The following is a 23,921-nucleotide window of genomic DNA, read 5'->3' as shown; positions in this document are numbered from 1 at the left end:
ATAAGTAAGCTAGTGGTACATATTAGTCAAATATAATATGCACCACTGGTTTTTTTTGAAAAAATTTCTTGTTCGGCTACCGTGATTCGTAAACTTGATGATTGTCGCATGATTTCATAGGTGTGCCTCAACGCTTCCTTGAAGGAAATCCGTATTCTTTAGCGCGCCACGCTACTAGTAGCGCAAGAATCAATAGAATAAACAGTACCCACGGGAAGGAGCGGACACCAACTGTTTCAATAAGAATCCCACCCATCACGCCGCCACCGCCGATAGCTAGGTTCCATGCCGTCACTAACATCGACTGGGCCACATCTGCACTTTCGCCAGCTGCTTCAGCAACTGCTGTTTGTAGCAAGGTAGCCGCTCCTCCGAACGTCAACCCCCACACAGCAACCACTAGATAGATCACTACGGGTTGGCTGCTACTAATGCCTAGTGCAATGGATGACAAGGCGAAAGCAGCGAGGCTGATTAGAAGCAATGGACGTAGTTTACGGTCGATCAAAATACCGATGAACCAGATGCCAATAAGCGCAGTAATGCCGAAAATAAGCAGTACCAAGTCAACGCGCTGGGTAAGCCCAGCCTGAGTAAGATAGGGTGCAATGTAGGTATACAGGATGTTATGTGCTAGCACCCATGCCAAAACGACAAACAGTATCGGCCGTACCCCCGGAATAACAAAAACCTTGTAGAGAGGGAGCTGCTTATCAGGAGCCTCCCCTGGATAGTCCGGTAGCTTCCAAAGTACCCAGCCGACTAGCATCAGAGCCAGCAGCGACATGATCCCGAAGATGGAGCGCCAGCCCACAAGAGTGCCAAGAAGTGTTCCAGCAGGGACACCGAGTGCCAGAGCGAGAGGTGTGCCAACCATCGCTACCGCCATTGCTCGTCCCTTGAGTGACTCCGGCACCATACGCCGGGCATAACCTGCTATCATGCCCCATAAGACTCCAGCGGATACGCCTGCGAAGAACCGAGCTGTCAGCGTAAGTAAATAATTGGAAGAAAAAGTGGTGACGGTGTTGAATACGAGAAAACCAAGGATGCACATTAGTAGCAGTGGTCGCCGCCGCCATCCACGCGTCACGGTAGTTAAGGGAATCGCGGCCAACAGTGAACCCAGGGCGTACAAAGTGACAAGTTGACCCGCAAGGGCCTCGGAGACACCAAGCCCATCACCTATTTGGAGCAACAAGCCGGCCGGAATGGTTTCGGTAAGAATACAGATAAACCCCGTCATAGCAAGGGCGAGTAATCCTGCCCATGGTAGATGTTCAGAAGAGGGAGTACTGGAGGCACTTTGTGTGGCAGAAGTTGTGTTTTGGGTCATTGGAGAAGCACCTCTCTTTATATAATTGTAGAAAACTTAATGATATACACTCGAATAGGGTTTACTAGACAGAGAGCCTAGGCCAGTTCATTCCGGACCAAGGCTCCTTGTGTTCATGCTCTATTTATTACGTCTATCATAAATGGCATCACAAAGGTCTACAGTAAACTGACCCGACATGCCTTCCAATGCGGTATTAGTGAAAGCCACGACACTGAGGCGTTGCTTGGGATCTACGAACCACGAATGACCATAAGTACCACCCATGCGCCAAGTACCCGGGGATTCCGGAGTGTCTGCGGCGACTGGATCCTTTAGTACCGTAATGCCTAGGCCAAAGCCTCGTCCTGGCCAGAAGGCCATTGGCAGATCACCGATCTGGTTGGTCGTCATATCGTGAACCAGAGACTCTGGTAGCAGCGGTGCACCGCCCTTACGTAATGTTTCCAGCAGTTGCAAAAAATCTCCGGCGCTGCCGACCATGCCAGCTCCTCCAGAAGGATAGGCAGTAGTGTCAAGTGCTCGGCCAGGGGCAAGCAGGAACCCGGCCGTTCCCTCCACAAAGGCAATACTGTCGGGATCAAGTAAGGGCCGTGGCTCTGGAGTATCATTGGTATAGGAAGTGGCTAGCCGTTCTCGATCGACTGCAATAAAATCCGTGTCGCTCATGCCAAGCGGCTTTGTCACGAGTGAATGTACAGCCTCACTGAGCGGTGTTTCTGTGACCTTTGCAATTACTGCTCCTAGCACATCTGTCGCGATGGAATATTTCCACTCGGTACCTGGCGTATAAAGCAGGGGGACAGAGGCAAGACGACGCAGGTTCTCTTCCAATGTGATGCCGGACTGATCCATACCATCTGATACTCCTGCTGACTGATAAGAACCCTTCTCTTCTTGAAAAAATCGGTAAGACAGGCCTGCGGTGTGCGTCATCAAATGACGAATCGTCAAGATCGCAAACTCGCCATTCTGCAAACACGGCTGAAACTCTGGAAGCCAACGATCAACGCGGTCGTCGAGCTGTAGGCGACCTTGAGCAATTAATACTAGGGCTGCCGTTGAAACGATAGGTTTGCTAACCGAGGCGAGCCTGAATAAGGCGTCTTCTCGCATAAGTCGGTTCATCTCGCGGTCGGCAAGACCGGCAGCGCGGCTATAAACCAGTTCCCCATCTATCGCCACTTTAATGACAGCACCGACCAGGCGCTTGTCAGCAAGGGTTCGATCAATTACTTCATCGATGCGACCTGATAACCATTCTGTATTTATTTTGTTTGAATCCAATATACTCAACATTCTTCATCCCTTCGGAATAGTTAAAGCCAGGAACACTTTACTATTGTAGGGTTATTATATATAACAAGTTATCTTGATTACATAAGGCAACTAAGTTAAATTAGCCTTATAACGGTTAATTACAAGCTAGTTTATAGGGGGAACCTTAAATTTAAAGGATGTGATTTTGATGGACCATATTGATAAGCAAATTCTTTTTCATCTTCAAAATCAAGCGAGAATTTCTATGACAGAGCTGGGAAAATGTGTCGGTTTATCGCAACCTGCAGTTACGGAAAGAGTTAGGCGTATGGAGGAGAAAGGCATCATCAGCGAGTATCGCACCATCATTTCCCCTGAAAAGATTGGAAAACATGCTGCTGCCTACATGTTATTTCATTCTAGGGATTGTAACGCATTTCTTGATTTCTGCCGCTCCAGTCCTGATGTCGTCGAATGTTACCGTATAAGTGGGGAACACAACTACTTATTGAAAGTAGTAACCGACTCTACACGAGCCCTCGAGGATTTCGGAAATCAATGTGACAAATACGGTACCTATACGATTCTAATCGTGATGTCATCCCCAATCGATCATAAATTTCTTATACCATCGCTTGAAGAAGCAAGCATCAACTTGCTGAGTTAGAATTGAACATTACTCTGCTAGCTCTTAACGACCAAAAAGACTCTTCTATATGAATAGAAGAGTCTTTTTGGAACCTGCAGGCCATTGGCTATCGAGGATGGGCTACATTCCATAAACGGGTTAGAACAATGGTTAGTCTAGACCAAATATAAAGTGAATTAAGTAGTCAAGCTAATGCCAGTATCGCCTAGTTTCCAACGGCAAGTCATTATCAGCTTCTCACCCTCCAGTTCGGCTGTTAGCGTGCCACCCATTTTATTCATCAGACTTTTGGCGATGGAGAGACCCAGCCCGGAGGCTTGAGAAGATCGGGTACGGTCTGCGGTATAGAATCGGTCGAATAAGAGGTTAACATCGCTTCCGGCTAGTTCCTTCGCATCGTTTACTATCGTTAAATCAGCTGTTTCCTGCTGTCGTTCGAAACGGATTTCCACATACCCGGTCGCATGTTTGACCGTATTGACAAGTAAATTCTCGACAACTCTCCGCACAGCGGATTCATCGGCGTATACGGATACATTTTCCTCAGGTAGCCGTATATCCGGTGTAATATTGCGATAGTTGAAGGAATCGTAAAATCCGACCAGAATTTCCGAGAGTAGGGTCGTCATCCCAAGCTTTTCTGTATGTAGAGGATAATCTAGCGATTCGATTAAGGAAAGCTCAAAAAAATCATTCAGCAGTGCCTGCAGCCGTTTCGTCCGATTTTTAACGATGGCAACATATTCAAGTTTTTCATCAGGGGTAATTGACTCATCCTCCAACAGTTGAATATAACCGAAGATGGAGGTGAGGGGTGTACGGATATCATGTGAAATATTCGCTACAGCCTGACGGAATTCTTGTTCGACACGTTTTCGCTGGGCTTCCGCTTCGACGATTAAATCAGATTGACGATTGATTTGTCCCGCAAGCGCCTCAAGCTTCTGGTCGAATAGAGCCACATCTATTTTTTTGCCGGTTGCTCGCTCGTTGTAGGTATGCAATTGCTCTGTTATCCGCCCTAGCTCTCGCCTTAACATCAACAAACGGAAAAGCAGGAGAGCTCCTGCCGCAAACAATATGATTGTCAGAATAAGCAAGACTCTCCTGCACCTCCTATTTATTATTTAATTTCTTTTCTGTGGAATACGAGAATACCGAGTACCCCGGAAACGGCTATTGTCAACAACGGCACGAGTAAAAGCGCTGGCCAATCTCCGCTGTCGATCCTGGGCTTACCGATATCGCTCACCCGTTTGAAGATGGAATAATCGTACAAATTACTAAAGAAAGAGATCTTCGAACCTATACCAGCCAAAACCGTATCGATCATAAGGAAGAAAATCATGGAGAAGCCGATAGTTTTGCCGCTGTCGGTTAGGATTACGGTGAACAGCGCCCCGATGGCTGCGTAACCAGCCGTGTACAATAACGTTAGCCCGAGGGCTCGCGGTATGAAAAGTGTAGTGCTTCCTTCCGGCAGATGACCGAAGCCCGAAAGCAGCGTGACTTCGACTGTGCTGACAATAGGAAAGACGAGCGAAATCGCCATGGCTCCAACTGCGAATACGATTAGTTTTGCTGCGAACAGCCGGCCTCTGGTGTTGCCCGAAGATGCGATCGTCTTCATGACCCCTGTGGAATATTCGTTAGAGATAAAGAATCCAGCCAGAATGGCTACGCCGAATTTAATAATGTAGGCATTGCTTGAAATAAAGGTAGTCAGAAATTCAGCGCCGGTGATCTGAGGTTCCCCATTGGACTGATGATCAAAATAATATAGCAATGGGTAAGCAAGCGAGAGTACGGAAAGTGCCAATAGAAAAGTCCAAAATGATCTATTCTTACGGAGCTTGAAAAACTCCACTCTGATCAGATTATACATTTGGATTCCCCCCAATTCGCTTCGTAAAATAACTTTCCAAGTCTTCACCCATAGGCATAAACTTCTCGATCTCGAGGCCGGCAGAGAATAACGCTGTTGATACTTTGCCTGGCTGCTCAATACGGCTATACAACTTGATGGTTCCATCCTGCATCACTTCAAAATCGGCCGTACCCAGCTCATTCTGAATGACGGCTGTTGCTTTGCCCGGATCATCCACTTTGATAAATAAATACTGCTGACATTTCTCGTTTAATTCCTCCGCAGTGAGTTGTTCAAGCAACTGACCGCGATGAATAATGCCATAATGACTTGCCATTAAATGCAACTCACTTAGAATATGACTTGAGATCATTATCGTAATGCCAAGCTCACGGTTTAGTCGCTTGAGCAGTTCGCGCATTTCGACGACACCCATCGGATCTAACCCATTGGTCGGCTCGTCCAGAATCAGAAATTCTGGATCTCCCAGCAAGGCGATGGCAAGACCTAACCGCTGCTTCATTCCAAGTGAGAAATTTTTGGCTTTCTTCTTGCCGGCGCCCTGCAGTCCAACTTGCTCTAGCATTCTAGGAACGCAATCTTTGCCGGGAATACCACGTAGAATCCGGTTTGCTTCTAAATTTTCGCTCGCAGTCATATGGGGGAACAAAGCGGGACTCTCGATAATCGAGCCGATTCGCTTACGAGCCTGGATCAAGGCCTGCTCTTCACTGGCTCCGAACAGCTCGATCGTCCCCTGTGTCGGAAAAGCAAGTCCGGTTACCATACGGATTAATGTTGATTTTCCGGCTCCGTTTTGCCCAATAAAACCATAAATAGAGCCTTTACGGATTGACAAATTGACTTTGTCTAGCGCTGTATGGCCCTTGAACTTTTTGGATAGTTGATTTGTTTTTAATACATACTCGTACATCTCGTCTTGGCCTCCTTTTCGTGATAGACCAAGTATAGAATTGAAAACATAAGAAGAGCTAAAGCCAAATCTTAAGAATGTCTTAAGGCTTGAGCCGATAACCTATGCCCCATACTGTCTCGATAAATTCGCTTCCTGGTGCGGCCTTGGTTAGCTTGCTGCGCAGATTGCTCATATGGACATTGACCGTATTGTCATCCCCGTAATATGGCTCGTGCCAGACCCTTTCGTACAAATTCGCTTTCGTGAACACCTTCTTAGGGGCCGACAAAAGCAACGAGAGAATCTCAAACTCTAGAGCTGTGAGCGTCAGTTCCGCTCCATTTGCCGTAACCGACATCGCATCTCGATGAAGTACAAGACCCTGATGCTGGAGCACGTTAGGCAAAGCCGATTGCGCAATCCGCGAATACAAACGTAGATGAGAATCGATCCGTGCAGAGACTTCCTCAACGTCGAAAGGTTTCGTAATGAAATCATCCGCCCCCGCCCGCAGGGCAGATACCTTGGTCTGGGGCTCACCCTTGGCTGAAATGATAATTACCGACATATCGTCCCGCCCGGCAATCTTCTCAAGTAGTTCCTCTCCCGACATGCCAGGCAGCATCAGATCCAGTAGCAACATGCTCCATTGACGTTGCTCCAGATAGAGAAGTGCCTCCGTTCCCGAGTAAGCAGGTTGGGGGATGTAGCCGCTTTTCTTAATAATGTTGCACAGCAATCGGTTGATGTCGCTGTCGTCCTCAGCAACGAGAATATGTATCGGGTTATTCATTTAATCTCCTTATTCCACCTAAAATAGGTCATTATTCGGATGAATGCCTATTAAATAGGATAGCAGGTTTTAGATTCTGTATCCAGATCCAGCCAATTTCTGCATTTTGGTTATTCAAATCTATATCACCGATTCTGGTGAGTTCATTTTTATATAACAAAGAGACTCTTCTATATAAATAGAGGAGTCTCTTTGCGGTGTTAAGGTATTTAGATAAATAGATTATGACTAGATTGATCGGCTTGACCGAGGTAATAACCTACGCCGCCGATCCCCACGCCGTCGATCAGTTCTTCACGGGTGATGCCCATAAGATCCATGGACATTTGGCAGGCAACGATCTCGACGCCTTGGTCGACAGCCATTTGAATCAATTCTTCCAAAGAAGAGACATTATTGTTCTTCATTACAGAGCGGATCATTTTGGAGCCCATGCCCATCATGTTCATATTCGAAAGCGTTAGCTTCCGACTGCCGCGGGGCATCATCGCTCCGAACATTTTACCGATAATATTCTTGTTCACAGGCACTTTCTCATCCTTGCGGATAATATTGAGACCCCAGAAGGTAAAGAACATCGTCACTTTTTTGCCGCTGGAGGCTGCTCCGTTGGCAATGATGAAGGAAGCGATCGCTTTATCCAGATCACCGCTGAATACCACCATCGTACTTGCATTACTAGTTTGGACAGGCTGTGCTCCTGCTAGTACGGAATCCGCGGTAATGCCTTTGCGCAGATAAGCTTCAATCATACCAGTAGGCAGCTTCGTTAATTGCAAAAGCGTGTGCTTAGACATGCGAGCCCATGCCTTAATATCTTCATAGAATCCCGGATCGGAAGCCGTTACCTTCAAGACTTGGCCGTCCAAGAGCGGGTCCATGCTCATCTTGACTTGGATCAGCGGCCCAGGGCAGCATAGTCCGCAAGCATCAAGAACGGAATCAGGTGTTAGATCGGATTCTTGTTTGGCAGGGGTGGATACAGATGCGCTGGAGTTGGCTGCGAAAGCTGTAGCATTGGTATTGGCTGCAGCTTTCGCAGTGCCAGTTCCCGCCGGTGCTCCCGTTGCTGCGATTTCTTTACGGGCTGCTGCTGAAATACCTGCGTTTGGCGTCAGACTATCTTTTTTTTTAGGCGAATATTTACTCAGTTGATAAGTCTTATAGCCTCCGGTCAGATTCTTCACACGGAAACCTTTTTGCTGCAAAATCCGAGAAGCTGTGTAGCCTCTAAGTCCTACTTGGCAATACACCCAAATTTCTTTACTAGGGTCAAGCTCGCTTAGCCGACCACGCAGATCATCCACAGGGATGTTAATGGAGCCTTCAATATGGCCGTTGGCATGCTCGATTTCCGAACGTACGTCAACTAAAATCGTATTGTTGTTGTCACGACCTTCTAAATCCTTAGGAACGAATACTGTAGTCATGCCTTTTAAAATATTTTCAGCAGCAAAGCCAGCCATATTCACTGGATCTTTAGCGGAAGAATAAGGAGGGGCATAAGATAGCTCCAACTCCGTCAAATCAGTGACCGTACCTCTAAAGCGAATCACTGTAGCGATATCGTCGATACGTTTATCTACTCCACTGTAACCCACAGCTTGTGCGCCGAGTACTGTACCTTTTGGATCAAAGATCAGCTTCATTGATATTGGAGTTGCCCCCGGATAATAAGTTGCATGAGAGCTTGGATGAACATAAATCACGTGATACGGTAAGCCCAAACGCTGTAATGTTTTTTCGTTATTGCCGGTAGAAGCACCCGTGACTCCAAAAACCTTAATAATAGAAGTCCCTTGTGATCCTTTGTAAGTAGTGCCTAGACCGCTGACGTTGTCCGCAGCAATCCGTCCTTGCTTATTGGCAGGGCCTGCTAATGGAATGGCGGTTTTAGTTCCGTTTACGAAATCAACCACCTCGACCGCGTCACCAACTGCGTAGACCTGATCCAAATTTGTTTCCATGCGCTCGTTGACTAAGATATGGCCGCGTGGACCGAACTCTAAACCACTATCCTTCAGGAAAGAGGTATCCGGCGAAACGCCTATAGCCAGTAGAACCATATCACTTTGAAGCACCGTACCACTTGCCAACTGAACCTCTATTTGTTCACCAACTTCTGCAAACCCCTGGACCATATCGGAAAAAATAAGATTAACGTCATGCTCGTCGAGCTCTTTTGCCAAAATAGAAGACATTTCAGTATCGAACGGAGCTAAGATTTGTGGACCCGCCTCGATCAAGCTTACTTCTAGACCTGCTTCTCTGAGGTTCTCAGCCATCTCAACACCGATAAACCCACCACCGATCACAACGGCGGAACGAGTGCCTTCGGCTGCGACTTTGGTTTTGATTTTATCGGTGTCGGGAATGTTGCGCAGCATGTGTATTTTGGAACTCTCGATACCAGGTAGATTCGGACGAATCGGTTTAGCGCCGGGTGATAAAATAAGCGCATCATAGCTCTCTTCATAGGAGCCTTTTTCTATACTTTCTACTCTTACTTTCTTATTCACAGGGTCGATAGATACCACTTCGCTTTGAATCCGAACATCGATATTAAAACGTTTATACATCGCCTCTGGTGTCTGAACCAGCAGCTTGGAGCGATCCTGAATGGAACCTCCGATATAATAAGGTAGTCCGCAATTGGCAAAAGAAATGTACGGATCACGCTCAAACATGATGATATGAGCCTCTTCATCTAATCTCCGAAGTCTGGCGGCCGCTGATGCGCCTCCTGCAACTCCTCCGACAATCAGTACTTTTTTACTCATGATGATTTATTCCTCCCCTAAAAATAGCTGAATTAGATGTTTGATTTTCTCGTCTTTAACAGAATAGTTAATTTCCAGTCCATTACGTTCGGTTTCGACAATGCCTAGAGCTCTAAGCTTCTGCAAATGCTGGGATACCGTAGATTGTGGAAGGTCGAGACAGTCCTGCATGAAGCTAACGTTGCAGCTGCCTTTTTCAAGCAGACCTTTAATGATGCACAAGCGAACGGGATGAGCGATAGCCTTTAAGGTCTCGGCGGTTTGGTTATAGGCTTTGAAATTTTTGTCCATGGTTATGAACTCCTCGCTTTACAATATCCTTATATCGTAATATTATGATATAGTGATATTAAAATCAAGTTATTTTTAAAAAAGAGAAGGAGAGATGCTCGATGTCTTTTAAAATTCCAAAGGAAATTACCCCTCAGCAAGTGGCGGAACGTCTGAAGAATGGAGAGGCTCCTACGCTGCTAGATGTACGCGAACCCGCCGAATGGGTGGAGGGACATGTGATCGGTGCGAAGCATATTCCGCTTGGGCAGCTGTTAATGCGTATAGATGAACTAGATCCTAATGGAGAGACGATTGTGATGTGCCTAAGTGGTGGTCGAAGTGGACTGGCGTGTGAGTTGCTGAGCGAAAAGGGATATAACGTTGTGAATATGATGGGCGGATTAAGCGCTTGGACGGATGATTTTTTGGTACGGGGGTAACAGCATGAACATGATGTTTAGGATCCTACTGAGTATATTAATTGTCTTTAGTATTGTAAGGTTCTTACGTTCCGCTTGGCCAGTCCGTTCACTCGCCTATGTAGAAGCCCGTGACGTTCGCGAATTAGCAGATCAAACACTGGACATGAAAATGCTCGATGTTAGAGATGCCGTAGATTATGAGAAGGATAATATCCGTGGCTCGATAAATATATCGATCGGGCGGTTAGCCTATGTCTGGCAACACTGTCTATCTCCTGACGATTCGGTTCTAATCCTTGCTGATAGTTACTATAAAAGAAACAAAGCTGCGAGAATTCTGTATAAGCAGGGCTTTCGAAAGTTATATGCGGTAAATGGTGATTTTTTAGGAAGTAAAAGAACACTCTCCGACATTTCGGTGAAAGGTTGTTGTGAAGGATAATGGATATAAGCTCATTAATGTCCCGTCTCGGAATTGGTAAAAGCGCAAGTGTAAGTGTAAGAACGCTAAAGGTGTCAGAGTTTCGGAGCGAAATGGAGCAATCCAAAAATAGGCTGCTGATCGATGTCCGCGAACCGGATGAATACAAGAGTGGATTTATTCCGGGGGCGAAAAACATCCCGTTGTCTCAGTTGGAAAAGCGGCTCGGTGAGATCCCTAAGGATCGGGATGTGTTGCTCTATTGCCGCAGCGGTATGCGAAGCAAAAGTGCAGCGCGGATTCTGAGTAAGCAGGGGTATACTCGGCTTGCACATTTGCAGGGCGGGGTAAGTAGCTGGAATGGGAAGTTGAGTCGACGGTAACTAAACTAATTCCTCTGAACAAACTCTAATATAGCTAACTCCAAATGAGCTTACTAAAGCTGGCTTTGCTTTAACGCAACGTACTTAAACCAACTAGCATTTTTGATGGATTAGTTATATTTAGCAGGATCTAGCATTGAATGTAGAGTGTTTATTGACAGCATCAAAAAGCGAACACTATACTTTTGAGTAATAGGACGAAGCACGTCCCGTACCCATATTGGGTGCGGGATTTTTTTATGCCAAGAAGGAGGGTGACGTATGGGATTTACGGAGGAGCATCTTAAGTGGGTAGAGGATCATATTAGTAGAAGAACGTGAGAACGGCGGGGGAGATTGGAGCGTGGACATGGCCATGGTGAGCGGATGTTTTTGGAGAAGGTATGGTGGCCTATGATGGGGCATTTCAATAATATTCATCCTGAATATGAAGTGTTGGATTGGCGTAGCAAGCCCTACTTTGTTGATTTTGTGTGGAAGCCTGGCCAGGTTAAGTTTGCGTTTGAAGTTAAAGGCTACGGCCCACATGTGCAAAATACAGACCGAACGCGCTACAGGCAGGAGCTGAATCGAGAGACCTATCTGCAAATCGCGGGTTATCGGGTCGCACGAATGGGTGCATTCGTCCGGTTGATTTGGTGAGGGAGCTTGGGATTGATAAGCGTACGGCTCGAAAAGGACTGAGTGCTCTCAGCGAAAAAGGAAAGTTTTTCCCCATAGTTTCTCAGGAGAGCGGTAGAGTCTGCAAATATGAATATATCCATTCCTTAAAGGATATTCAGTTATGGTAAGGCAATTAAAATACCCCAGATCCGACCCAAAAGGCTAGAATTGAGCAAAAGAGGGGTAAAAATACCCCAGATCCGACCCAAAAGGCTGGAATTGAGCAAAAGAGGGGTAAAAATACCCCAGATCCGACCCAAAAGGCTGGAAATGAGCAAAAGAGGGGTAAAAATACCCCAGATCGGACCCAAAAGGCTGGAAATAAGCAAAAGAGGGGGAGAAATACCCCAGATCCGACCCAAAAGGCTGGAAGTGAGCAAAAGAGGGGTAAAAATACCCCAGATGCGACCCAAAAGGCTGGAATTGAGCGAAAGAGGGCCGAGAACGCCCCGTTATCATCCACATCTCACTTCACCAAGGGAGACGGGTGAGCGAAACACCCGATAAATCTCTAATTTTGACCTGATTTTCACTTAGATTGTTTAGGTGTTACTTATCAAGCTAATCTTCTATGATTAAGTTGATAGACCAGATTTGTGTTAGACACAGACAACTACCTCGAGAACATATGAAACCGCTATCAACTTGAATCGAAGGAGCGATTATGATGGAAACAGTGACATCTAAATATCCATTTCAACAGATTGATTTACCCTTAAATGACCGAGTGCAGGATTTGATCTCCAGATTAACGCTTGATGAAAAAGTAAGCCTGATTCCCCAGTATCAAGCGGCCATAGAGCGTTTAGGCGTTGGAGCCTATAAACACGGTACAGAAGCGGCGCACGGAATCTCCTGGCTTGGAAAAGCGACCTCTTTTCCTCAGCCAAGCGGACTGGCTTGTACTTGGAACCCAGAGCTAATGAAGGAAATCGGCTCGGCCATTGGAGATGAAGCAAGAGCATTTTACAAAAAAAATCCAACGGTGAACGGGCTGACGTTATGGGCACCAACTGTGGATATGGAGCGTGACCCACGTTGGGGTAGAACGGAAGAAGCTTACGGTGAAGATCCAAAGTTAACTGGACAACTCAGCACATCACTTGTGCAAGGAATCCAAGGCGATCACCCGGTGTATTTGAAAGCGGTCGCAACGCTTAAACACTTCCTAGGGAACAACAACGAGATCGAACGCGGAAATTGTTCCGCCAGCATCGATCCAAGAAATATGCGTGAGTATTATCTGGAAGCATTCAAGCCTGCTTTTCAAGAAGGTGGCGCGCAGTCTATGATGACCGCCTATAACTCGGTGAATGGTGTACCTGTTATTCTTCATCCGGCAGTGATGGAGGTGGTCAAAGGCGAATGGGATATGGATGGCTTTATCGTCAGTGATGCTGGTGATTTATTCGGAATTGTGAAGGATCATAAGTATTATGAATCTTTTGCACAGTCGATGGCGGAATCCATCAAAAACGGAATAGACAGCGTTACAGAAGAAACCGAAGAGACGATCAAGGTTCTTCATCAAGCACTGGATCAAGGCTTATTGGCAGAGGAAGACCTAGATCGTGCACTAACTAATACATTTAGAGTTCGTTTCCGTCTGGGAGAGTTTGACCCCGCTGAAGGTAATCCATACGCAGCCATCGACGATTCCGTAATTCTTAGCAAAAAACATGCCGCACTTTCCTTGGAAGCTGCCAAACAATCCATTGTGCTGCTGAAGAATGATCAGGCAACATTGCCACTGAGCAAGACTGAATTAAACAAAGTGGCGATTATTGGTCCACTTGGCGATGAAGCTTTCAGAGACTGGTATTCCGGCACATTACCTTATGGAGTGACCCCGCTGCAGGGTGTTAGTAAGAAACTGCCTGGTAAACACGTTACTTTTGAGAGCGGTGCAGATCAGATCATTCTTACTTCAGCATCAAACGGCCAAGCCATCGGAATCACGGGTGAGGACGGAAGACTGGCTGTACAGCATGACATAGCAGAGCACGGAGAATTGTTCCAACATACAGCGTGGGGCTGGACCAGCAATACTCTGAAGGCGACCAGTCGCGGTCAATATGTAACTTTAAGCGAAGCGGAGACACTCACAGCTTCTGCGGACGAAATTTACGGGTGGTTTGTAAAAGAATCCATTAACATCGTACCTGAAACCAAGGATACGGTATCTTTGCGGACCTGGAATGACAAATTGATCTCCGTCAATCCGGAGGATGGCACGCTGCAGGTTGCAGATCAAGACGCAAGTGCGGACGCTCGTCTTTTCAAAAAGAACATCGTTACAAACGGACTGGACGCTGCGGTAGAAGCTGCCAAAGCAGCTGAGGTAGCAGTGGTTTTTGTCGGTAATCATCCACTTCTTAACGGAAAAGAAGAAATCGACAGACCTGATATTGTACTTCCCGAAGAGCAGGAACGTTTGGTCAAAGCAGTCTATGAAGCGAATCCGAATACAGTGGTAGTTATTGTCGGCAGTTATCCGATTTCTTCCACTTGGATTGACGAGAATATCCCGGCAGTTTTGTATACATCCCACAGTGGACAAGAGCTTGGCAATGCGGTTGCAGAAGTGTTGTTCGGAGATTACAGTCCTTCTGGCAAGCTGAATATGACTTGGTTCCGTTCTGTGGAGCAGCTGCCTGAGCTGATGGATTATGATATTATCAAAGGTAAAAGAACCTATATGTACTTTGACGGTAAGCCATTGTATCCTTTTGGTCACGGCCTAAGTTATGCTGAAGTGAATTACAAGAATCTAAATTTGAGCACAAAGGAACTGCAGCAAGACGATACGCTTAACATTTCCGTTCAAGTGGATAATACTGGAGCAGTCGATGGGGACGAGGTTGTTCAGTTATATGTGCAAGCTTTGAATTCCCGGGTCAAACGTCCGATTAAACAGTTGAAGGGTTTTGAAAAAGTGAGCATCGCCGCAGGTCAATCGAATACTATAGAGTTTGCATTACCAGTTACAGAGTTAGTATTCTGGGATGTTACACGCGAACAATATTGCGTCGAAAATGGAGAATACGCAATTCTGATCGGCCGTTCTTCTGCTGATATTAAATTATCTTCAGTAGTAACGGTGAAAGGGGACATCATTCCTTCCCGTAATTTATATAACAACACCAAAGCAGAGAACTATGATGACTACGAAGGCGTATATCTGGACGAATGCAAAGCAGGCGGGGCTTCGGTACATCCGGTAAAAGAGGGCGCTTGGATCGCTTTTAATGACGTATTGTTCGATCATGGAGCAGTAGCAATTGAAGCTCTGGTCTCCTCTGCAAAAGGTGGCAGTATTGAGATCAGAACCGGAAGCGCAGCTGGGAAACTGGTTGGAACCGTGAACATCCCTTCTGGTGGAGTTCTGCAACAATGGAGCACATTGAAAGGCGAAGTATCCGTGGAGACGGGTACTAGCGATGTTTATGTAGTTTTTAACGGTGAGGTGCTTCTCAGCCGGTTTCAATTTAATCAATAATAGAGATGACCTTTGATTATGGGATGGAGTGTGCTATATGGAGTGTTTGGGGTGTCGGATTGCTAACGGAATTGAGCCTAACGTAAAAATAGTATATGAGAATGAATTTATTACTTGTGTGCTAGATATCGCTCCGTTTAACGAAGGACATCTCCTGATCCTTCCTAAAAAGCATTATTGGGATCTCGAAGACATCGACTCAGAGACTTCCTATGCGATAATGGACGCATCAAAGAAGCTGTCAATCGTCTTGAAGGATCTATTCAAACCGGATGGCATAAGCATATGCCAAAATGGCGGGAAGTTTAACGACCTGACCCATTACCATATGCACCTCATCCCAAGATACGAAGGCGATGGATTCGCTTGGAGTGAACCAATACACCCGCACGGTGCTGAGAATTTTTTAAATCACACGCAAGCAAAGATTATTGGTGTTTTAAAAAAGTAACAATCATAAAAAGGGCATTCCTGAAGCAATATCAGGGATGCCCTTTTCCTTTTGTTATAGAGTAACGCTCTAATCACATCCGCCGCCACCGCCACCAGCATCTCCGCCACCGAAATCTCCCCCGCTGCTGTGCCCGCTATCCCCGCCCCAGCTATGACCGCTGTCATGTCCAGAATGGTGATGGGAGTCGCTCCCGTGATGGTGTTGATGGTGATGTTGGTGATTAGAATGATTCGGGTTATTTGGATCCAGCAGATCTGGATGGCTAGCTGCCATAAAAGACATGCTGGCGGCGTCATCTCGTCTATTTCTCTCAAATCTGTTACTGTTCGAGCTTGAACCATTACGAACTACGGACTGTATGATTATAAATACAACGACTCCAATAAACAGTATCCCAAAGACCATTATCGATCGCCCTCCCAGTTGTTCATAATAAGCTGTATTTTTTTAAATTGTACCATAATATTGTATTAATGAATTTGAAGAAATGGAATTAGCGGTTAGCTGCTTTGGTCAGAAACTCAAGATTTCGATAAAAGATACTATCAAATTTCCAGTGAAGGTACGGCTCAGGAATTTCAATATGACTCACATCCATAACATCATTATCGAGAATCATCTGTTTACTAATGCCAATTAAGTCATTTATATATTGTTTGATTTGTTGGATATAATGACTAGAAGTAGTAGGCCCATGTCCAGGGACTATCAGGTCTACTTTTAAACTCTCCATATAAGTAAGTGTCTCCAACCAGGATAAGGGGTCACCATCTATTAAGAGTGGATGATTATCAACGGCGACAATATCTCCAACGAAAGCGATAGAATCCGAAGGTGAATAAAGAATTGTATCACAAACCGTATGTGCTGCACCCACTGTTAAGAGTTCCACGCTTCTCTTCGATCCATGGAGGGTCATTTTTCGATCAAAGGTTAGCTGAGGAAGCGTTACTTTAAGCGTTAGAATAGACTCTTTGATTTCTAGTAAATAACAGAGTTCAGAAGTCAGTTCTTGTTGTTTCGACTCATTATGTTCGTGATCAAGGGAAGTGTTAAGCTTAAAGATATCTTCATTAAGGTTAGGGAGAAGGTTCTTCATACGATTGAGCCAATCAGGTTGAGTCTTCATCATGAGCTCTCTAGTAGTACTAGTTGATACTATTATTTCTTCCATGAAGTGTTGGTTTCCTCTAACATGGTCTCCATGCCAATGACTGTTGATGATGTATTTTATGGGCTGATTAAAAAAATATAAAGCCGCCTCTCTAAGATCTTTACCTGCTTGTGGTGTATTGAACGTGTCGAAGATTAAGGTGTGGTCGCCCATATCTATTAATCCTGCATTACTCATGGCTCCGCCTTGCTCCTTGGCTTCAAGGACATAAATTCCTTCAGCTACCGGTTCGCAGTTAAAATGTCTGGAATGAAACATAAATCATCCTCTTTTCTTAGGGAATCAAGCATCAACTTTTTTGTGATTTTACAATTTTATGGAATTGATAGCTATGAAATTGCTCATTTTTTTTATTTAAAAAGGTTGATTTTATCACCCCGATTTGCTACCATACGATGTAACTTAATAGTTATTGTTTTCTAGGGTTCCGCAGCTGGTGCACAGGTGGTCTGGTCCGAGGGAAAACGCACGAACAGCATCGTTCGTGTCTACACGGAGGGATAAAAGCCCGGGAGGTATCGTTATAAATGACGATGACCTTCCGGGCTTATTTGTTTGTTTCGTGGGCAATTATAAAGTTAGTGAATTGAAGGAGGGCTTGGAATGAAGAACAATTCAGAGTGGTTAAAGGTAGTTGGTGCAGCTGTTTTCGAGGTCATGTGGGTCATCGGCTTAAAACATGCCTCCACGATGTGGGAGTGGCTGATAACTGTGGTAGCTATAATAATAAGCTTCTATGTGATGATTTCAGCCAGTACCAAATTGCCGGTCGGCACGGTATATTCCGTGTTTGTTGGTCTAGGAACTGCAGGGACAGTAGTTGCGGACATGGTTTTATTCGGAGAACCGTTCAAGTTGATGAAGCTGGTTCTAGTGGTTATTTTGCTGGCAGGCGTTATAGGATTGAAAATGGTGACCAAAGAAGCCGAAGTAAAGGGGGAGTCTTAAATGGCATGGGTATTTCTGGTCGTTGCTGGTTTATTTGAAATGTTTGGAGTAGCTATGATTAATAGGTTGAATAAACACCGGAATTTCCTGTCGTTCGCGCTGCTCTTTCTTGGTTTTGGAGCAAGCTTTCTGTTCCTGTCTTTAGCTATGAAGAGTCTGCCGATGGGAACAGCTTATGCTGTATGGACGGGGATAGGCGCATCCGGCGGAGCGATTCTGGGGATGATATTGTATGGAGAGGCCAAAGACTGGCGCCGGATCGTCTGTATTATTATGATTCTGGGGGCCGCTGTGGGACTAAAGCTGATAGCTTAGTTAGGTATTCATTCTTTACTTTTTCTCTTCAAAAGAGAGATTAGTTATAAATTGGACACGATTCAGATGTTTAGAAAGGTTCTTATAGGTCGTATAAAGTAAGTATACAATACTTCAATAAGGGGATTTTTAATATGACTAAGGATTCAATCGAACATTTGGCTGAAATCGCAAGAATGAACCAATCTAACCGCATGCTGCTTCCAGATGGAACGTCACTTCCCAGAATTGGGCAGGGAACTTGGAATATGGGTGACGACAATTCCCGTAGGGAGGAAGAGATTTCTGCCCTGCGATTAGGCGTGGAGCTAGGCATGGATTTAATAGATACGGCTGAGATGTATGGGGACGGACGCTCGGAGCTTTTAGTAGGTGAGGCTATTCAAGGTATTCGGGATCAAGTTTTCTTGGTGTCAAAAGTCTATCCACATAATGCCGGGAATGAGCACCTTATCCGCAGCTGTGAAGAAAGCTTGAAACGCTTGAATACGGATCATCTGGATCTTTATTTGCTGCATTGGCGGGGAGATATTCCACTAGAAGAGACTGTTGTAGGTATGGAGAAACTAGTCTCTCAAGGAAAAATAGCAAGATGGGGTGTATCCAATTTCGATGTCGACGATATGAAAGAACTGCTTGGTATTGCTGGGGGAACTCATTGTGCAACCAATCAGATTCTATATCATTTAGGGTCCAGAGGAATTGAAACTGAACTGCTGCCATGGCAGAGAAGTCACAAGATCCCGGTAATGGCTTACTCACCGCTTGCTCAAGCTGGTTCACTCCGAAAAGGAGTCATCGAGAGTGAAGTCGTTCAGGAAATCGCCAGTGCACATCAGGCAACTCCGCTTCAGATTATGTTAGCTTGGACGTTGCGTGAAGAGGATGTTATTTCTATCCCAAAAGCTTCTTCTCGTAAGCACGTCATTGAGAATGCTGCTGCAGGCTTGATTACGCTAAGTAACGATGAAATTTGGAAGCTGGACGAAGCTTTCCCAATACCTTCTTGGAAAGTACCGCTAGATATGATTTAAATCCGTTCTATTCACATAAAGAGAAGCCCTCAATCACTGTAAAAGTGTTTGAGGGCTTCTTCTGTCATTTCTTGTGCGATTAGCTGTTCTCAATAATTGTCTGTAGTGTAGTCCGGTCAAGGCCTTCTACCAGCTTGATCAGAAGCTCTTTAGCAGCATCGTAGTCATCACTGTGAATCACTGATGAAGCTGTGTGTATGTAGCGGGAGCATATTCCGATTACTGCGGAAGGAACGCCAATTCCACTAACATGAACCTGACCTGCATCTGTTCCGCCTTGGGATACAAAATACTGATATTTGATCCGGTGGGTATCCGCTGTATCTTGTACATATTCAATCAGACCGCGATGTGTAACCATCGTAGGATCAAAAATACGTAAGAGAGCTCCTTTGCCCAGATGGCCAAACGCTTGACTGTCACCAGTCATATCGGCAGCAGCGCTCGCGTCCAGACCGAAGAAGATGTCTGGTGACAGGAGATTAGCCGCAGTACGCGCACCCCGAAGACCTACTTCCTCTTGTACAGTGGCACCAGCGAAAACGGTATTCGGCAGCTTTTTACCGTGCAATGCTTTAACTAGTTCAATGGCGAGACCTACGCCGTAACGGTTGTCCCAAGCTTTCGCCAAGATTTTTTTGGGATTAGCAAGGGGAGTAAAAGGACAAATCGGCAGAACTTGTTGGCCTGGTCTAACGCCAAAGCTTTCTGCTTCTTCACGGCTGTCTGCGCCGATATCAATATACATTTTGCTAATTTCGCCAGTCTTACCACGTTCTTCGTTGCTTAGCAAATGGATAGGCGTACTGCCAACAACTCCGGTCAGCGTTCCTTTAGGTGTAATGATATGTAGGCGCTGGGATGCAACAGCAGAGGCAAGCCAGCCGCCAAGTGGTTGAAAACGGATCATACCGGTGTTAGTAATTCCAGTTACCATGAAACCTACTTCGTCAAAATGCCCAGCGACCATAATCTTTGGCCCGTTCTCTTCGCCGCGCAGTACGCCGAACAAACTACCGAGACGATCCTGTACGAACTCTTCAGTATAAGGAGTCATAGCATCCTTGACGTAAGCGCGGAGTTCGCGCTCAAATCCTGGGGCTGAGGGAAATTCGGTAAGTGTTTTGAACATGTCCAATGTTTCTTGATTCATAAGAATTCACTCCTTTATTAAAATATAAGAACTCATTTATACATCATTCTTATATTTCTACGAGAAACGGATGTTATCCATAATGGACCACATCGTTATTTCTTCCTGCAACCTAGTATGAACATTCTGGGCTCACTTGTCCATGACAAGAGACAATGAACACCGGGCACGAGCTCTATGAATACTATGCATTAGAGGCTTTGGTGGCAGGAGCCTTAGAAGGGATGCGAAGATGAATGAGGGTAGCGGGCAGCGTACCCCCAAGAAGGGTGCAGGGAGGATTATCAAGTAGGAGCCTACAAGGAAACGGAACGCGCAGACGATACTGGCGCCACAATCCAAGGGAAAGAGAAGCAGTACTTATTTTTGTGCTCTTTTTATTGCTGATTGTTGTGTTACTGTATTTTTCCTGAACTGGAGGGACATAACGAAGCGGAGGATGGCAAACAATAAGGAAAACTTCTAAGCGAAGAACAACTTAAGGGGCTTAAAAGTGAGTACTATGATGCTTGTCAGCCCCCTTCGCCTAACTTTCAGGAGGTGCCTCAATGCCGGCGAAAACTAAGAAATCGGGTGTCAAGCTGAAGCTTGACACCCTGACTCCACAAGATTACGAGAAATTGTCCAAGCCCTTTGTTCCTGCCAGGCCCGTATTCAAAAACTGCATACGAGCGTTTATTGCTGGCGGCATAATCTGTGTTATTGGACAAGGTGTTCAGGAGGCTTTTATGGCAATTTTCGATATGAGCTCCAAGGAAGCCGCCAGTCCGACAGTCGCGGTGATGATCCTACTCTCTGTAATTCTGACCAGCTTTGGCGTGTACGACAAAATGGCTCAATGGGCTGGTGCAGGAACTGCAGTCCCAGTGACCGGGTTCGCAAACAGTATGTGCTCTGCAGCTCTAGAGCACCGCGCTGAGGGCCTTGTACTTGGTGTAGGCGGCAATATGTTTAAGCTTGCAGGTTCGGTTATCGTATTTGGTGCCGTAGCTGCTTTCATTATTGGTATCGTCTATCTCTTTTTGGGCGTAGACGGGGGTGCACATACATGAAACAGCTTGGTAGTCAGACCTGGGAGTTCACGAACCGTCCCGTTATTTTGGGTTCTTCCGCTGTAGTAGGGCCAGAAGAGGGAGAAGGTCCTTTAGCTTCAGACTTTGATTTTATATTTGATTCGCTGGAAATGGACGAGAAGACATGGGAGAAGGCTGAGCGTGCTCTTTTCGAGAAAGCCTCCCTGCTGGCTCTGATTAATGCAAATATCGATAAAGAAAAGCTGGAGTTTTTTGTCGGCGGAGATTTGATGAACCAGATTATCAGCAGCTCCTTCGCGGCAAGAAAATTAGGTGTGCCTTATCTCGGAGTCTTTGGTGCTTGCTCTACTTCTATGGAGAGCCTTGCGATTGCCTCAATGATCGTTGATTCTGGAGGCGGTAAGTATGCGCTAGCGGGAACATCAAGTCATAACTGTACGGTGGAGAAGCAGTTTCGTTATCCAACGGAATATGGTTCGCAGAAACCCCCAACGGCGCAATATACAGTTACAGGTTCGGGTTGTGCTGTAGTGGGTCAGAATGACGGTTCGGGTAACTATCCAGTCGTGGTTTCGGCCACGCTTGGACGTATTATGGATCTTGGTTTGACAGATCCTTTTAATATGGGGACGGCTATGGCACCTGCGGCGGCGGATACCATTACTGCGCATTTTCGGGATACAGGTCTATCGCCCGGGCACTATGATTTAATTGTTACCGGCGACCTGGCATCCGTAGGGTTACCTATAGCCAAGACCCTATTGGCTAAAGAAGGAATTCCTATGGAGCAAACAACCTTTGACGATTGTGGTTTGCTTATCTACGACTTGGAGAAACAGAAATATGTGATCGCTGGAGGAAGCGGCTGCGGGTGCTCAGCGGTTGTAACCTATGGTCATATCCTTAAGCGGTTAAAAAAAGGTGAACTTAAACGGGTGCTTATAGTGGCAACGGGCGCACTTTTATCACCTTTGTCTTATCAGCAGGGAGAGAGTATTCCATGTGTTGCTCATGCCGTAGCCATAGAGAGCGGAGGTGAAGCATAATGATGATTTACTTATGGGCTTTTCTGATTGGAGGAGCCATTTGCGTTATAGGACAGCTGATGTTCGATGTATTGAAGCTGACGCCTGCACATACGATGAGTACCTTAGTTGTAGCCGGAGCGATTGCGGATGCTTTTGGTATCTACGACCCACTTGTGAAATTTGCGGGTGCTGGGGCAACCATTCCGATCACAAGCTTTGGGAACTCCTTGGTTCATGGGGCATTAACGGAGCTGGAGCGGGATGGCTGGATCGGTGTAGTTACGGGTATTTTTGATATTACAAGTGCGGGCATCTCGTCAGCTATTGTGTTCTCCTTTTTGGCAGCTTTAGTTGTACGGCCGAAGGGGTAAAGTTGATGCTACATGAAAAGGTTGTCGTCAGAAAAAGACGGCATCCTTTTTTTGTTATTTTAAAATTGTAGGATGTTTCATCTTATGGTTTTTTTTGTATCCTCACTTCGTGATCTTCAACAATGTACTTTGGGTCCCCTAATCATGTAAAATATAAATAATACTGCTTATTCTGGCTAGGAGGATCATATATGCCCGTACGTCAAGAATCGATGCACACTATGAATGCTGTACGCACTAATTTGGAATCCTGCATACTTGGAAAATCATTTGAAATACAATTATTGTTAACCGCTCTGCTTGCTGGTGGTCATGTATTGATCGAGGATGTACCGGGAACAGGAAAAACCCAGCTAATACGCGCACTTTCAAGATCAATGTCCGGTGAATATCGCCGGATTCAGTGTAATCCAGATATACTTCCGAGTGATATTACAGGTGTATCTGTCTATCATCCTAGGGATGAGATGTTTCATTTCCGGCCTGGTCCGGTGATGACGAATATTTTGCTAGCCGATGAAATTAACCGTGCTACTACGAAGACACAATCCGCACTTCTGGAAGTGATGGAGGAACGAAACGTTACCGTAGATGGAGAGACGTATCCACTTCCTCATCCTTTCATGTTATGCGCTACCCAGAATCCGATAGACTTTGAGGGAACCTATACACTGCCTGAAGCCCAATTAGATCGATTCATGCTGAGAATCAGCCTTGGATATCCTGATGCAGCGACGGAGAAAAATTTATTGCTGAGCCATCAGGAAGGCCAACCGGTGGACAGGCTTTCGCCAGTAACAAGCATGGAACAAATTGCAGGGATTCAGGAAGAAATTCGCGACATCTTCATGAGTGATCCTGTGCTGAATTACTTGTTAGATATTGTGCGGCAGACAAGAGAACATCCACTTGTAATGCTGGGTGCAAGTCCACGTGCCTCACTATCCTTTATGATGGCTTGTAAAGCTTATGCCTTTTTGCAAGGACGAGATTACGTTCTGCCTGATGACGTGAAGATCCTTACTCCATTTGCCTTGGGTCATCGAATATTGCTGCGTCCAGAGTCGCGCCTAGATAATATTAGCGTAGAATCTTTGCTTCAAAAGCTTCTGCAGAGCATTCATGTGCCTGTTACGATGAGGCAATGA

The 23,921-nt window shown here is 45.7% G+C and carries 25 protein-coding genes and 1 riboswitch; of the genes, 14 read left to right on the top strand and 11 right to left on the bottom strand.

From position 1 onward, the window contains the following. Nucleotides 1–127: 127 nt before the first annotated feature. Nucleotides 128–1,336, bottom strand: coding sequence for an MFS transporter (locus MKY52_RS01855; RefSeq protein WP_341049504.1), 1,209 nt, complete (start codon nucleotides 1,334–1,336; stop codon nucleotides 128–130). Nucleotides 1,337–1,456: 120 nt separating this feature from the next. After that, on the bottom strand, nucleotides 1,457–2,635 hold the full coding sequence (locus MKY52_RS01850; protein WP_341049503.1) for a serine hydrolase domain-containing protein: 1,179 nt from the start codon (nucleotides 2,633–2,635) through the stop codon (nucleotides 1,457–1,459). A gap of 169 nt (nucleotides 2,636–2,804) precedes the next feature. On the opposite strand from MKY52_RS01850, the gene MKY52_RS01845 reads away from it, so the two are divergent. Continuing rightward, complete coding sequence (locus tag MKY52_RS01845; RefSeq protein ID WP_076298160.1) at nucleotides 2,805–3,263, top strand: Lrp/AsnC family transcriptional regulator; 459 nt, start codon at nucleotides 2,805–2,807, stop codon at nucleotides 3,261–3,263. A gap of 158 nt (nucleotides 3,264–3,421) precedes the next feature. Here MKY52_RS01845 and MKY52_RS01840 read toward each other — a convergent pair whose 3' ends face one another. The 6 genes from MKY52_RS01840 to MKY52_RS01815 form a co-directional block, all read right to left on the bottom strand. After that, a complete protein-coding gene (locus MKY52_RS01840) occupies nucleotides 3,422–4,345 on the bottom strand; it encodes a sensor histidine kinase (RefSeq protein ID WP_341049502.1) in 924 nt (307 codons plus the stop codon). A 23-nt stretch (nucleotides 4,346–4,368) separates the two neighbouring features. Next, entirely contained in the window at nucleotides 4,369–5,130 is a 762-nt protein-coding gene (locus tag MKY52_RS01835) for an ABC transporter permease (RefSeq protein ID WP_341049501.1), read from the bottom strand. Continuing rightward, nucleotides 5,123–6,046 (bottom strand): ABC transporter ATP-binding protein, encoded by a 924-nt coding sequence (locus tag MKY52_RS01830; protein ID WP_234536587.1) that lies wholly within the window; start codon nucleotides 6,044–6,046, stop codon nucleotides 5,123–5,125. Before MKY52_RS01830 ends, MKY52_RS01835 begins: the two co-directional genes overlap by 8 nt. A gap of 82 nt (nucleotides 6,047–6,128) precedes the next feature. Beyond that, on the bottom strand, nucleotides 6,129–6,821 hold the full coding sequence (locus MKY52_RS01825; protein ID WP_076284332.1) for a response regulator transcription factor: 693 nt from the start codon (nucleotides 6,819–6,821) through the stop codon (nucleotides 6,129–6,131). A gap of 209 nt (nucleotides 6,822–7,030) precedes the next feature. Continuing rightward, on the bottom strand, nucleotides 7,031–9,601 hold the full coding sequence (locus tag MKY52_RS01820) for an FAD-dependent oxidoreductase (protein WP_341049497.1): 2,571 nt from the start codon (nucleotides 9,599–9,601) through the stop codon (nucleotides 7,031–7,033). A gap of 6 nt (nucleotides 9,602–9,607) precedes the next feature. After that, on the bottom strand, nucleotides 9,608–9,892 hold the full coding sequence (locus MKY52_RS01815) for an ArsR/SmtB family transcription factor (RefSeq protein WP_042185935.1): 285 nt from the start codon (nucleotides 9,890–9,892) through the stop codon (nucleotides 9,608–9,610). A gap of 101 nt (nucleotides 9,893–9,993) precedes the next feature. Between MKY52_RS01815 and MKY52_RS01810 the strand changes: the two genes are divergently transcribed. The 6 genes from MKY52_RS01810 to MKY52_RS01785 all read left to right on the top strand — a co-directional run bounded on the left by MKY52_RS01810 (nucleotide 9,994) and on the right by MKY52_RS01785 (nucleotide 15,713). Continuing rightward, entirely contained in the window at nucleotides 9,994–10,314 is a 321-nt protein-coding gene (locus MKY52_RS01810; RefSeq protein WP_341049494.1) for a rhodanese-like domain-containing protein, read from the top strand. Nucleotides 10,315–10,318: 4 nt separating this feature from the next. Further along, nucleotides 10,319–10,738 carry a rhodanese-like domain-containing protein gene (locus MKY52_RS01805; protein ID WP_341049491.1) on the top strand — a complete coding sequence of 140 codons (420 nt, stop codon included), beginning with the start codon at nucleotides 10,319–10,321 and terminating at the stop codon, nucleotides 10,736–10,738. Further along, entirely contained in the window at nucleotides 10,738–11,100 is a 363-nt protein-coding gene (locus MKY52_RS01800; RefSeq protein WP_341049490.1) for a rhodanese-like domain-containing protein, read from the top strand. Before MKY52_RS01805 ends, MKY52_RS01800 begins: the two co-directional genes overlap by 1 nt. Before the next feature lie 336 nt (nucleotides 11,101–11,436). Beyond that, the gene (locus MKY52_RS01795) at nucleotides 11,437–11,742 is read left to right on the top strand and encodes a hypothetical protein (protein WP_341049488.1); all 306 of its coding nucleotides are present in this window, start codon (nucleotides 11,437–11,439) and stop codon (nucleotides 11,740–11,742) included. A 688-nt stretch (nucleotides 11,743–12,430) separates the two neighbouring features. After that, a complete protein-coding gene (locus tag MKY52_RS01790; protein ID WP_341053320.1) occupies nucleotides 12,431–15,262 on the top strand; it encodes a glycoside hydrolase family 3 protein in 2,832 nt (943 codons plus the stop codon). Nucleotides 15,263–15,299: 37 nt separating this feature from the next. After that, complete coding sequence (locus MKY52_RS01785) at nucleotides 15,300–15,713, top strand: HIT family protein (RefSeq protein WP_341049487.1); 414 nt, start codon at nucleotides 15,300–15,302, stop codon at nucleotides 15,711–15,713. Nucleotides 15,714–15,782: 69 nt separating this feature from the next. On the opposite strand, the gene MKY52_RS01780 is transcribed toward MKY52_RS01785, so the two are convergent. After that, on the bottom strand, nucleotides 15,783–16,121 hold the full coding sequence (locus MKY52_RS01780) for a hypothetical protein (RefSeq protein ID WP_341049486.1): 339 nt from the start codon (nucleotides 16,119–16,121) through the stop codon (nucleotides 15,783–15,785). A gap of 88 nt (nucleotides 16,122–16,209) precedes the next feature. After that, on the bottom strand, nucleotides 16,210–17,148 hold the full coding sequence (locus tag MKY52_RS01775) for an MBL fold metallo-hydrolase (protein ID WP_341049484.1): 939 nt from the start codon (nucleotides 17,146–17,148) through the stop codon (nucleotides 16,210–16,212). Nucleotides 17,149–17,298: 150 nt separating this feature from the next. Continuing rightward, nucleotides 17,299–17,407, top strand: a riboswitch (guanidine-I (ykkC/yxkD leader). An 86-nt stretch (nucleotides 17,408–17,493) separates the two neighbouring features. Between MKY52_RS01775 and MKY52_RS01770 the strand changes: the two genes are divergently transcribed. From MKY52_RS01770 to MKY52_RS01760, 3 genes are all read left to right on the top strand, one after another. Further along, nucleotides 17,494–17,838: a DMT family transporter gene (locus MKY52_RS01770; RefSeq protein ID WP_042125357.1), complete on the top strand. Its 345-nt coding sequence runs from the start codon at nucleotides 17,494–17,496 to the stop codon at nucleotides 17,836–17,838. Beyond that, the gene (locus tag MKY52_RS01765; RefSeq protein ID WP_042125359.1) at nucleotides 17,839–18,153 is read left to right on the top strand and encodes a DMT family transporter; all 315 of its coding nucleotides are present in this window, start codon (nucleotides 17,839–17,841) and stop codon (nucleotides 18,151–18,153) included. A gap of 134 nt (nucleotides 18,154–18,287) precedes the next feature. Continuing rightward, a complete protein-coding gene (locus MKY52_RS01760) occupies nucleotides 18,288–19,187 on the top strand; it encodes an aldo/keto reductase (RefSeq protein ID WP_341049482.1) in 900 nt (299 codons plus the stop codon). Between the two features lie 79 nt (nucleotides 19,188–19,266). Here the strand turns inward: MKY52_RS01760 and MKY52_RS01755 are convergent, their stop codons facing one another. Continuing rightward, nucleotides 19,267–20,340 carry a M42 family metallopeptidase gene (locus tag MKY52_RS01755; RefSeq protein WP_042185952.1) on the bottom strand — a complete coding sequence of 358 codons (1,074 nt, stop codon included), beginning with the start codon at nucleotides 20,338–20,340 and terminating at the stop codon, nucleotides 19,267–19,269. 548 nt (nucleotides 20,341–20,888) lie between these two features. On the opposite strand from MKY52_RS01755, the gene spoVAC reads away from it, so the two are divergent. The 4 genes from spoVAC (at nucleotide 20,889) to MKY52_RS01735 (ending at nucleotide 23,921) form a co-directional block, all read left to right on the top strand. Beyond that, nucleotides 20,889–21,392, top strand: a complete 504-nt coding sequence (spoVAC, locus tag MKY52_RS01750) for a stage V sporulation protein AC (RefSeq protein ID WP_076284320.1) — start codon at nucleotides 20,889–20,891, stop codon at nucleotides 21,390–21,392. Then, the gene (gene spoVAD / locus MKY52_RS01745) at nucleotides 21,389–22,420 is read left to right on the top strand and encodes a stage V sporulation protein AD (protein ID WP_076284319.1); all 1,032 of its coding nucleotides are present in this window, start codon (nucleotides 21,389–21,391) and stop codon (nucleotides 22,418–22,420) included. Before spoVAC ends, spoVAD begins: the two co-directional genes overlap by 4 nt. Before the next feature lie 2 nt (nucleotides 22,421–22,422). Further along, a complete protein-coding gene (spoVAE, locus tag MKY52_RS01740; protein ID WP_036675923.1) occupies nucleotides 22,423–22,773 on the top strand; it encodes a stage V sporulation protein AE in 351 nt (116 codons plus the stop codon). Nucleotides 22,774–22,964: 191 nt separating this feature from the next. Further along, a complete protein-coding gene (locus MKY52_RS01735; RefSeq protein ID WP_076284318.1) occupies nucleotides 22,965–23,921 on the top strand; it encodes an AAA family ATPase in 957 nt (318 codons plus the stop codon).

The sequence above is a fragment of the Paenibacillus sp. FSL P4-0184 genome (genome assembly GCF_038004625.1).
In the GTDB taxonomy this organism is placed as follows: Bacteria; Bacillota; Bacilli; order Paenibacillales; family Paenibacillaceae; genus Paenibacillus_AQ.
This window is presented reverse-complemented; position numbering and strand designations above follow the sequence as displayed.

Bases quoted from the DNA above. Each gene is read 5' to 3' on its own strand.
- MKY52_RS01855 (WP_341049504.1), bottom strand. From the start codon at position 1,336: ATGACCCAAAACACAACTTCTGCCACACAAAGTGCCTCCAGTACTCCC.
- MKY52_RS01850 (WP_341049503.1), bottom strand. From the start codon at position 2,635: ATGTTGAGTATATTGGATTCAAACAAAATAAATACAGAATGGTTATCA.
- MKY52_RS01845 (WP_076298160.1), top strand. From the start codon at position 2,805: ATGGACCATATTGATAAGCAAATTCTTTTTCATCTTCAAAATCAAGCG.
- MKY52_RS01835 (WP_341049501.1), bottom strand. From the start codon at position 5,130: ATGTATAATCTGATCAGAGTGGAGTTTTTCAAGCTCCGTAAGAATAGA.
- MKY52_RS01830 (WP_234536587.1), bottom strand. From the start codon at position 6,046: ATGTACGAGTATGTATTAAAAACAAATCAACTATCCAAAAAGTTCAAG.
- MKY52_RS01825 (WP_076284332.1), bottom strand. From the start codon at position 6,821: ATGAATAACCCGATACATATTCTCGTTGCTGAGGACGACAGCGACATC.
- MKY52_RS01820 (WP_341049497.1), bottom strand. From the start codon at position 9,601: ATGAGTAAAAAAGTACTGATTGTCGGAGGAGTTGCAGGAGGCGCATCA.
- MKY52_RS01815 (WP_042185935.1), bottom strand. From the start codon at position 9,892: ATGGACAAAAATTTCAAAGCCTATAACCAAACCGCCGAGACCTTAAAG.
- MKY52_RS01810 (WP_341049494.1), top strand. From the start codon at position 9,994: ATGTCTTTTAAAATTCCAAAGGAAATTACCCCTCAGCAAGTGGCGGAA.
- MKY52_RS01805 (WP_341049491.1), top strand. From the start codon at position 10,319: ATGAACATGATGTTTAGGATCCTACTGAGTATATTAATTGTCTTTAGT.
- MKY52_RS01800 (WP_341049490.1), top strand. From the start codon at position 10,738: ATGGATATAAGCTCATTAATGTCCCGTCTCGGAATTGGTAAAAGCGCA.
- MKY52_RS01790 (WP_341053320.1), top strand. From the start codon at position 12,431: ATGGAAACAGTGACATCTAAATATCCATTTCAACAGATTGATTTACCC.
- MKY52_RS01785 (WP_341049487.1), top strand. From the start codon at position 15,300: ATGGAGTGTTTGGGGTGTCGGATTGCTAACGGAATTGAGCCTAACGTA.
- MKY52_RS01780 (WP_341049486.1), bottom strand. From the start codon at position 16,121: ATGGTCTTTGGGATACTGTTTATTGGAGTCGTTGTATTTATAATCATA.
- MKY52_RS01775 (WP_341049484.1), bottom strand. From the start codon at position 17,148: ATGTTTCATTCCAGACATTTTAACTGCGAACCGGTAGCTGAAGGAATT.
- MKY52_RS01770 (WP_042125357.1), top strand. From the start codon at position 17,494: ATGAAGAACAATTCAGAGTGGTTAAAGGTAGTTGGTGCAGCTGTTTTC.
- MKY52_RS01765 (WP_042125359.1), top strand. From the start codon at position 17,839: ATGGCATGGGTATTTCTGGTCGTTGCTGGTTTATTTGAAATGTTTGGA.
- MKY52_RS01760 (WP_341049482.1), top strand. From the start codon at position 18,288: ATGACTAAGGATTCAATCGAACATTTGGCTGAAATCGCAAGAATGAAC.
- MKY52_RS01755 (WP_042185952.1), bottom strand. From the start codon at position 20,340: ATGAATCAAGAAACATTGGACATGTTCAAAACACTTACCGAATTTCCC.
- spoVAC (WP_076284320.1), top strand. From the start codon at position 20,889: ATGCCGGCGAAAACTAAGAAATCGGGTGTCAAGCTGAAGCTTGACACC.
- spoVAD (WP_076284319.1), top strand. From the start codon at position 21,389: ATGAAACAGCTTGGTAGTCAGACCTGGGAGTTCACGAACCGTCCCGTT.
- spoVAE (WP_036675923.1), top strand. From the start codon at position 22,423: ATGATTTACTTATGGGCTTTTCTGATTGGAGGAGCCATTTGCGTTATA.
- MKY52_RS01735 (WP_076284318.1), top strand. From the start codon at position 22,965: ATGCCCGTACGTCAAGAATCGATGCACACTATGAATGCTGTACGCACT.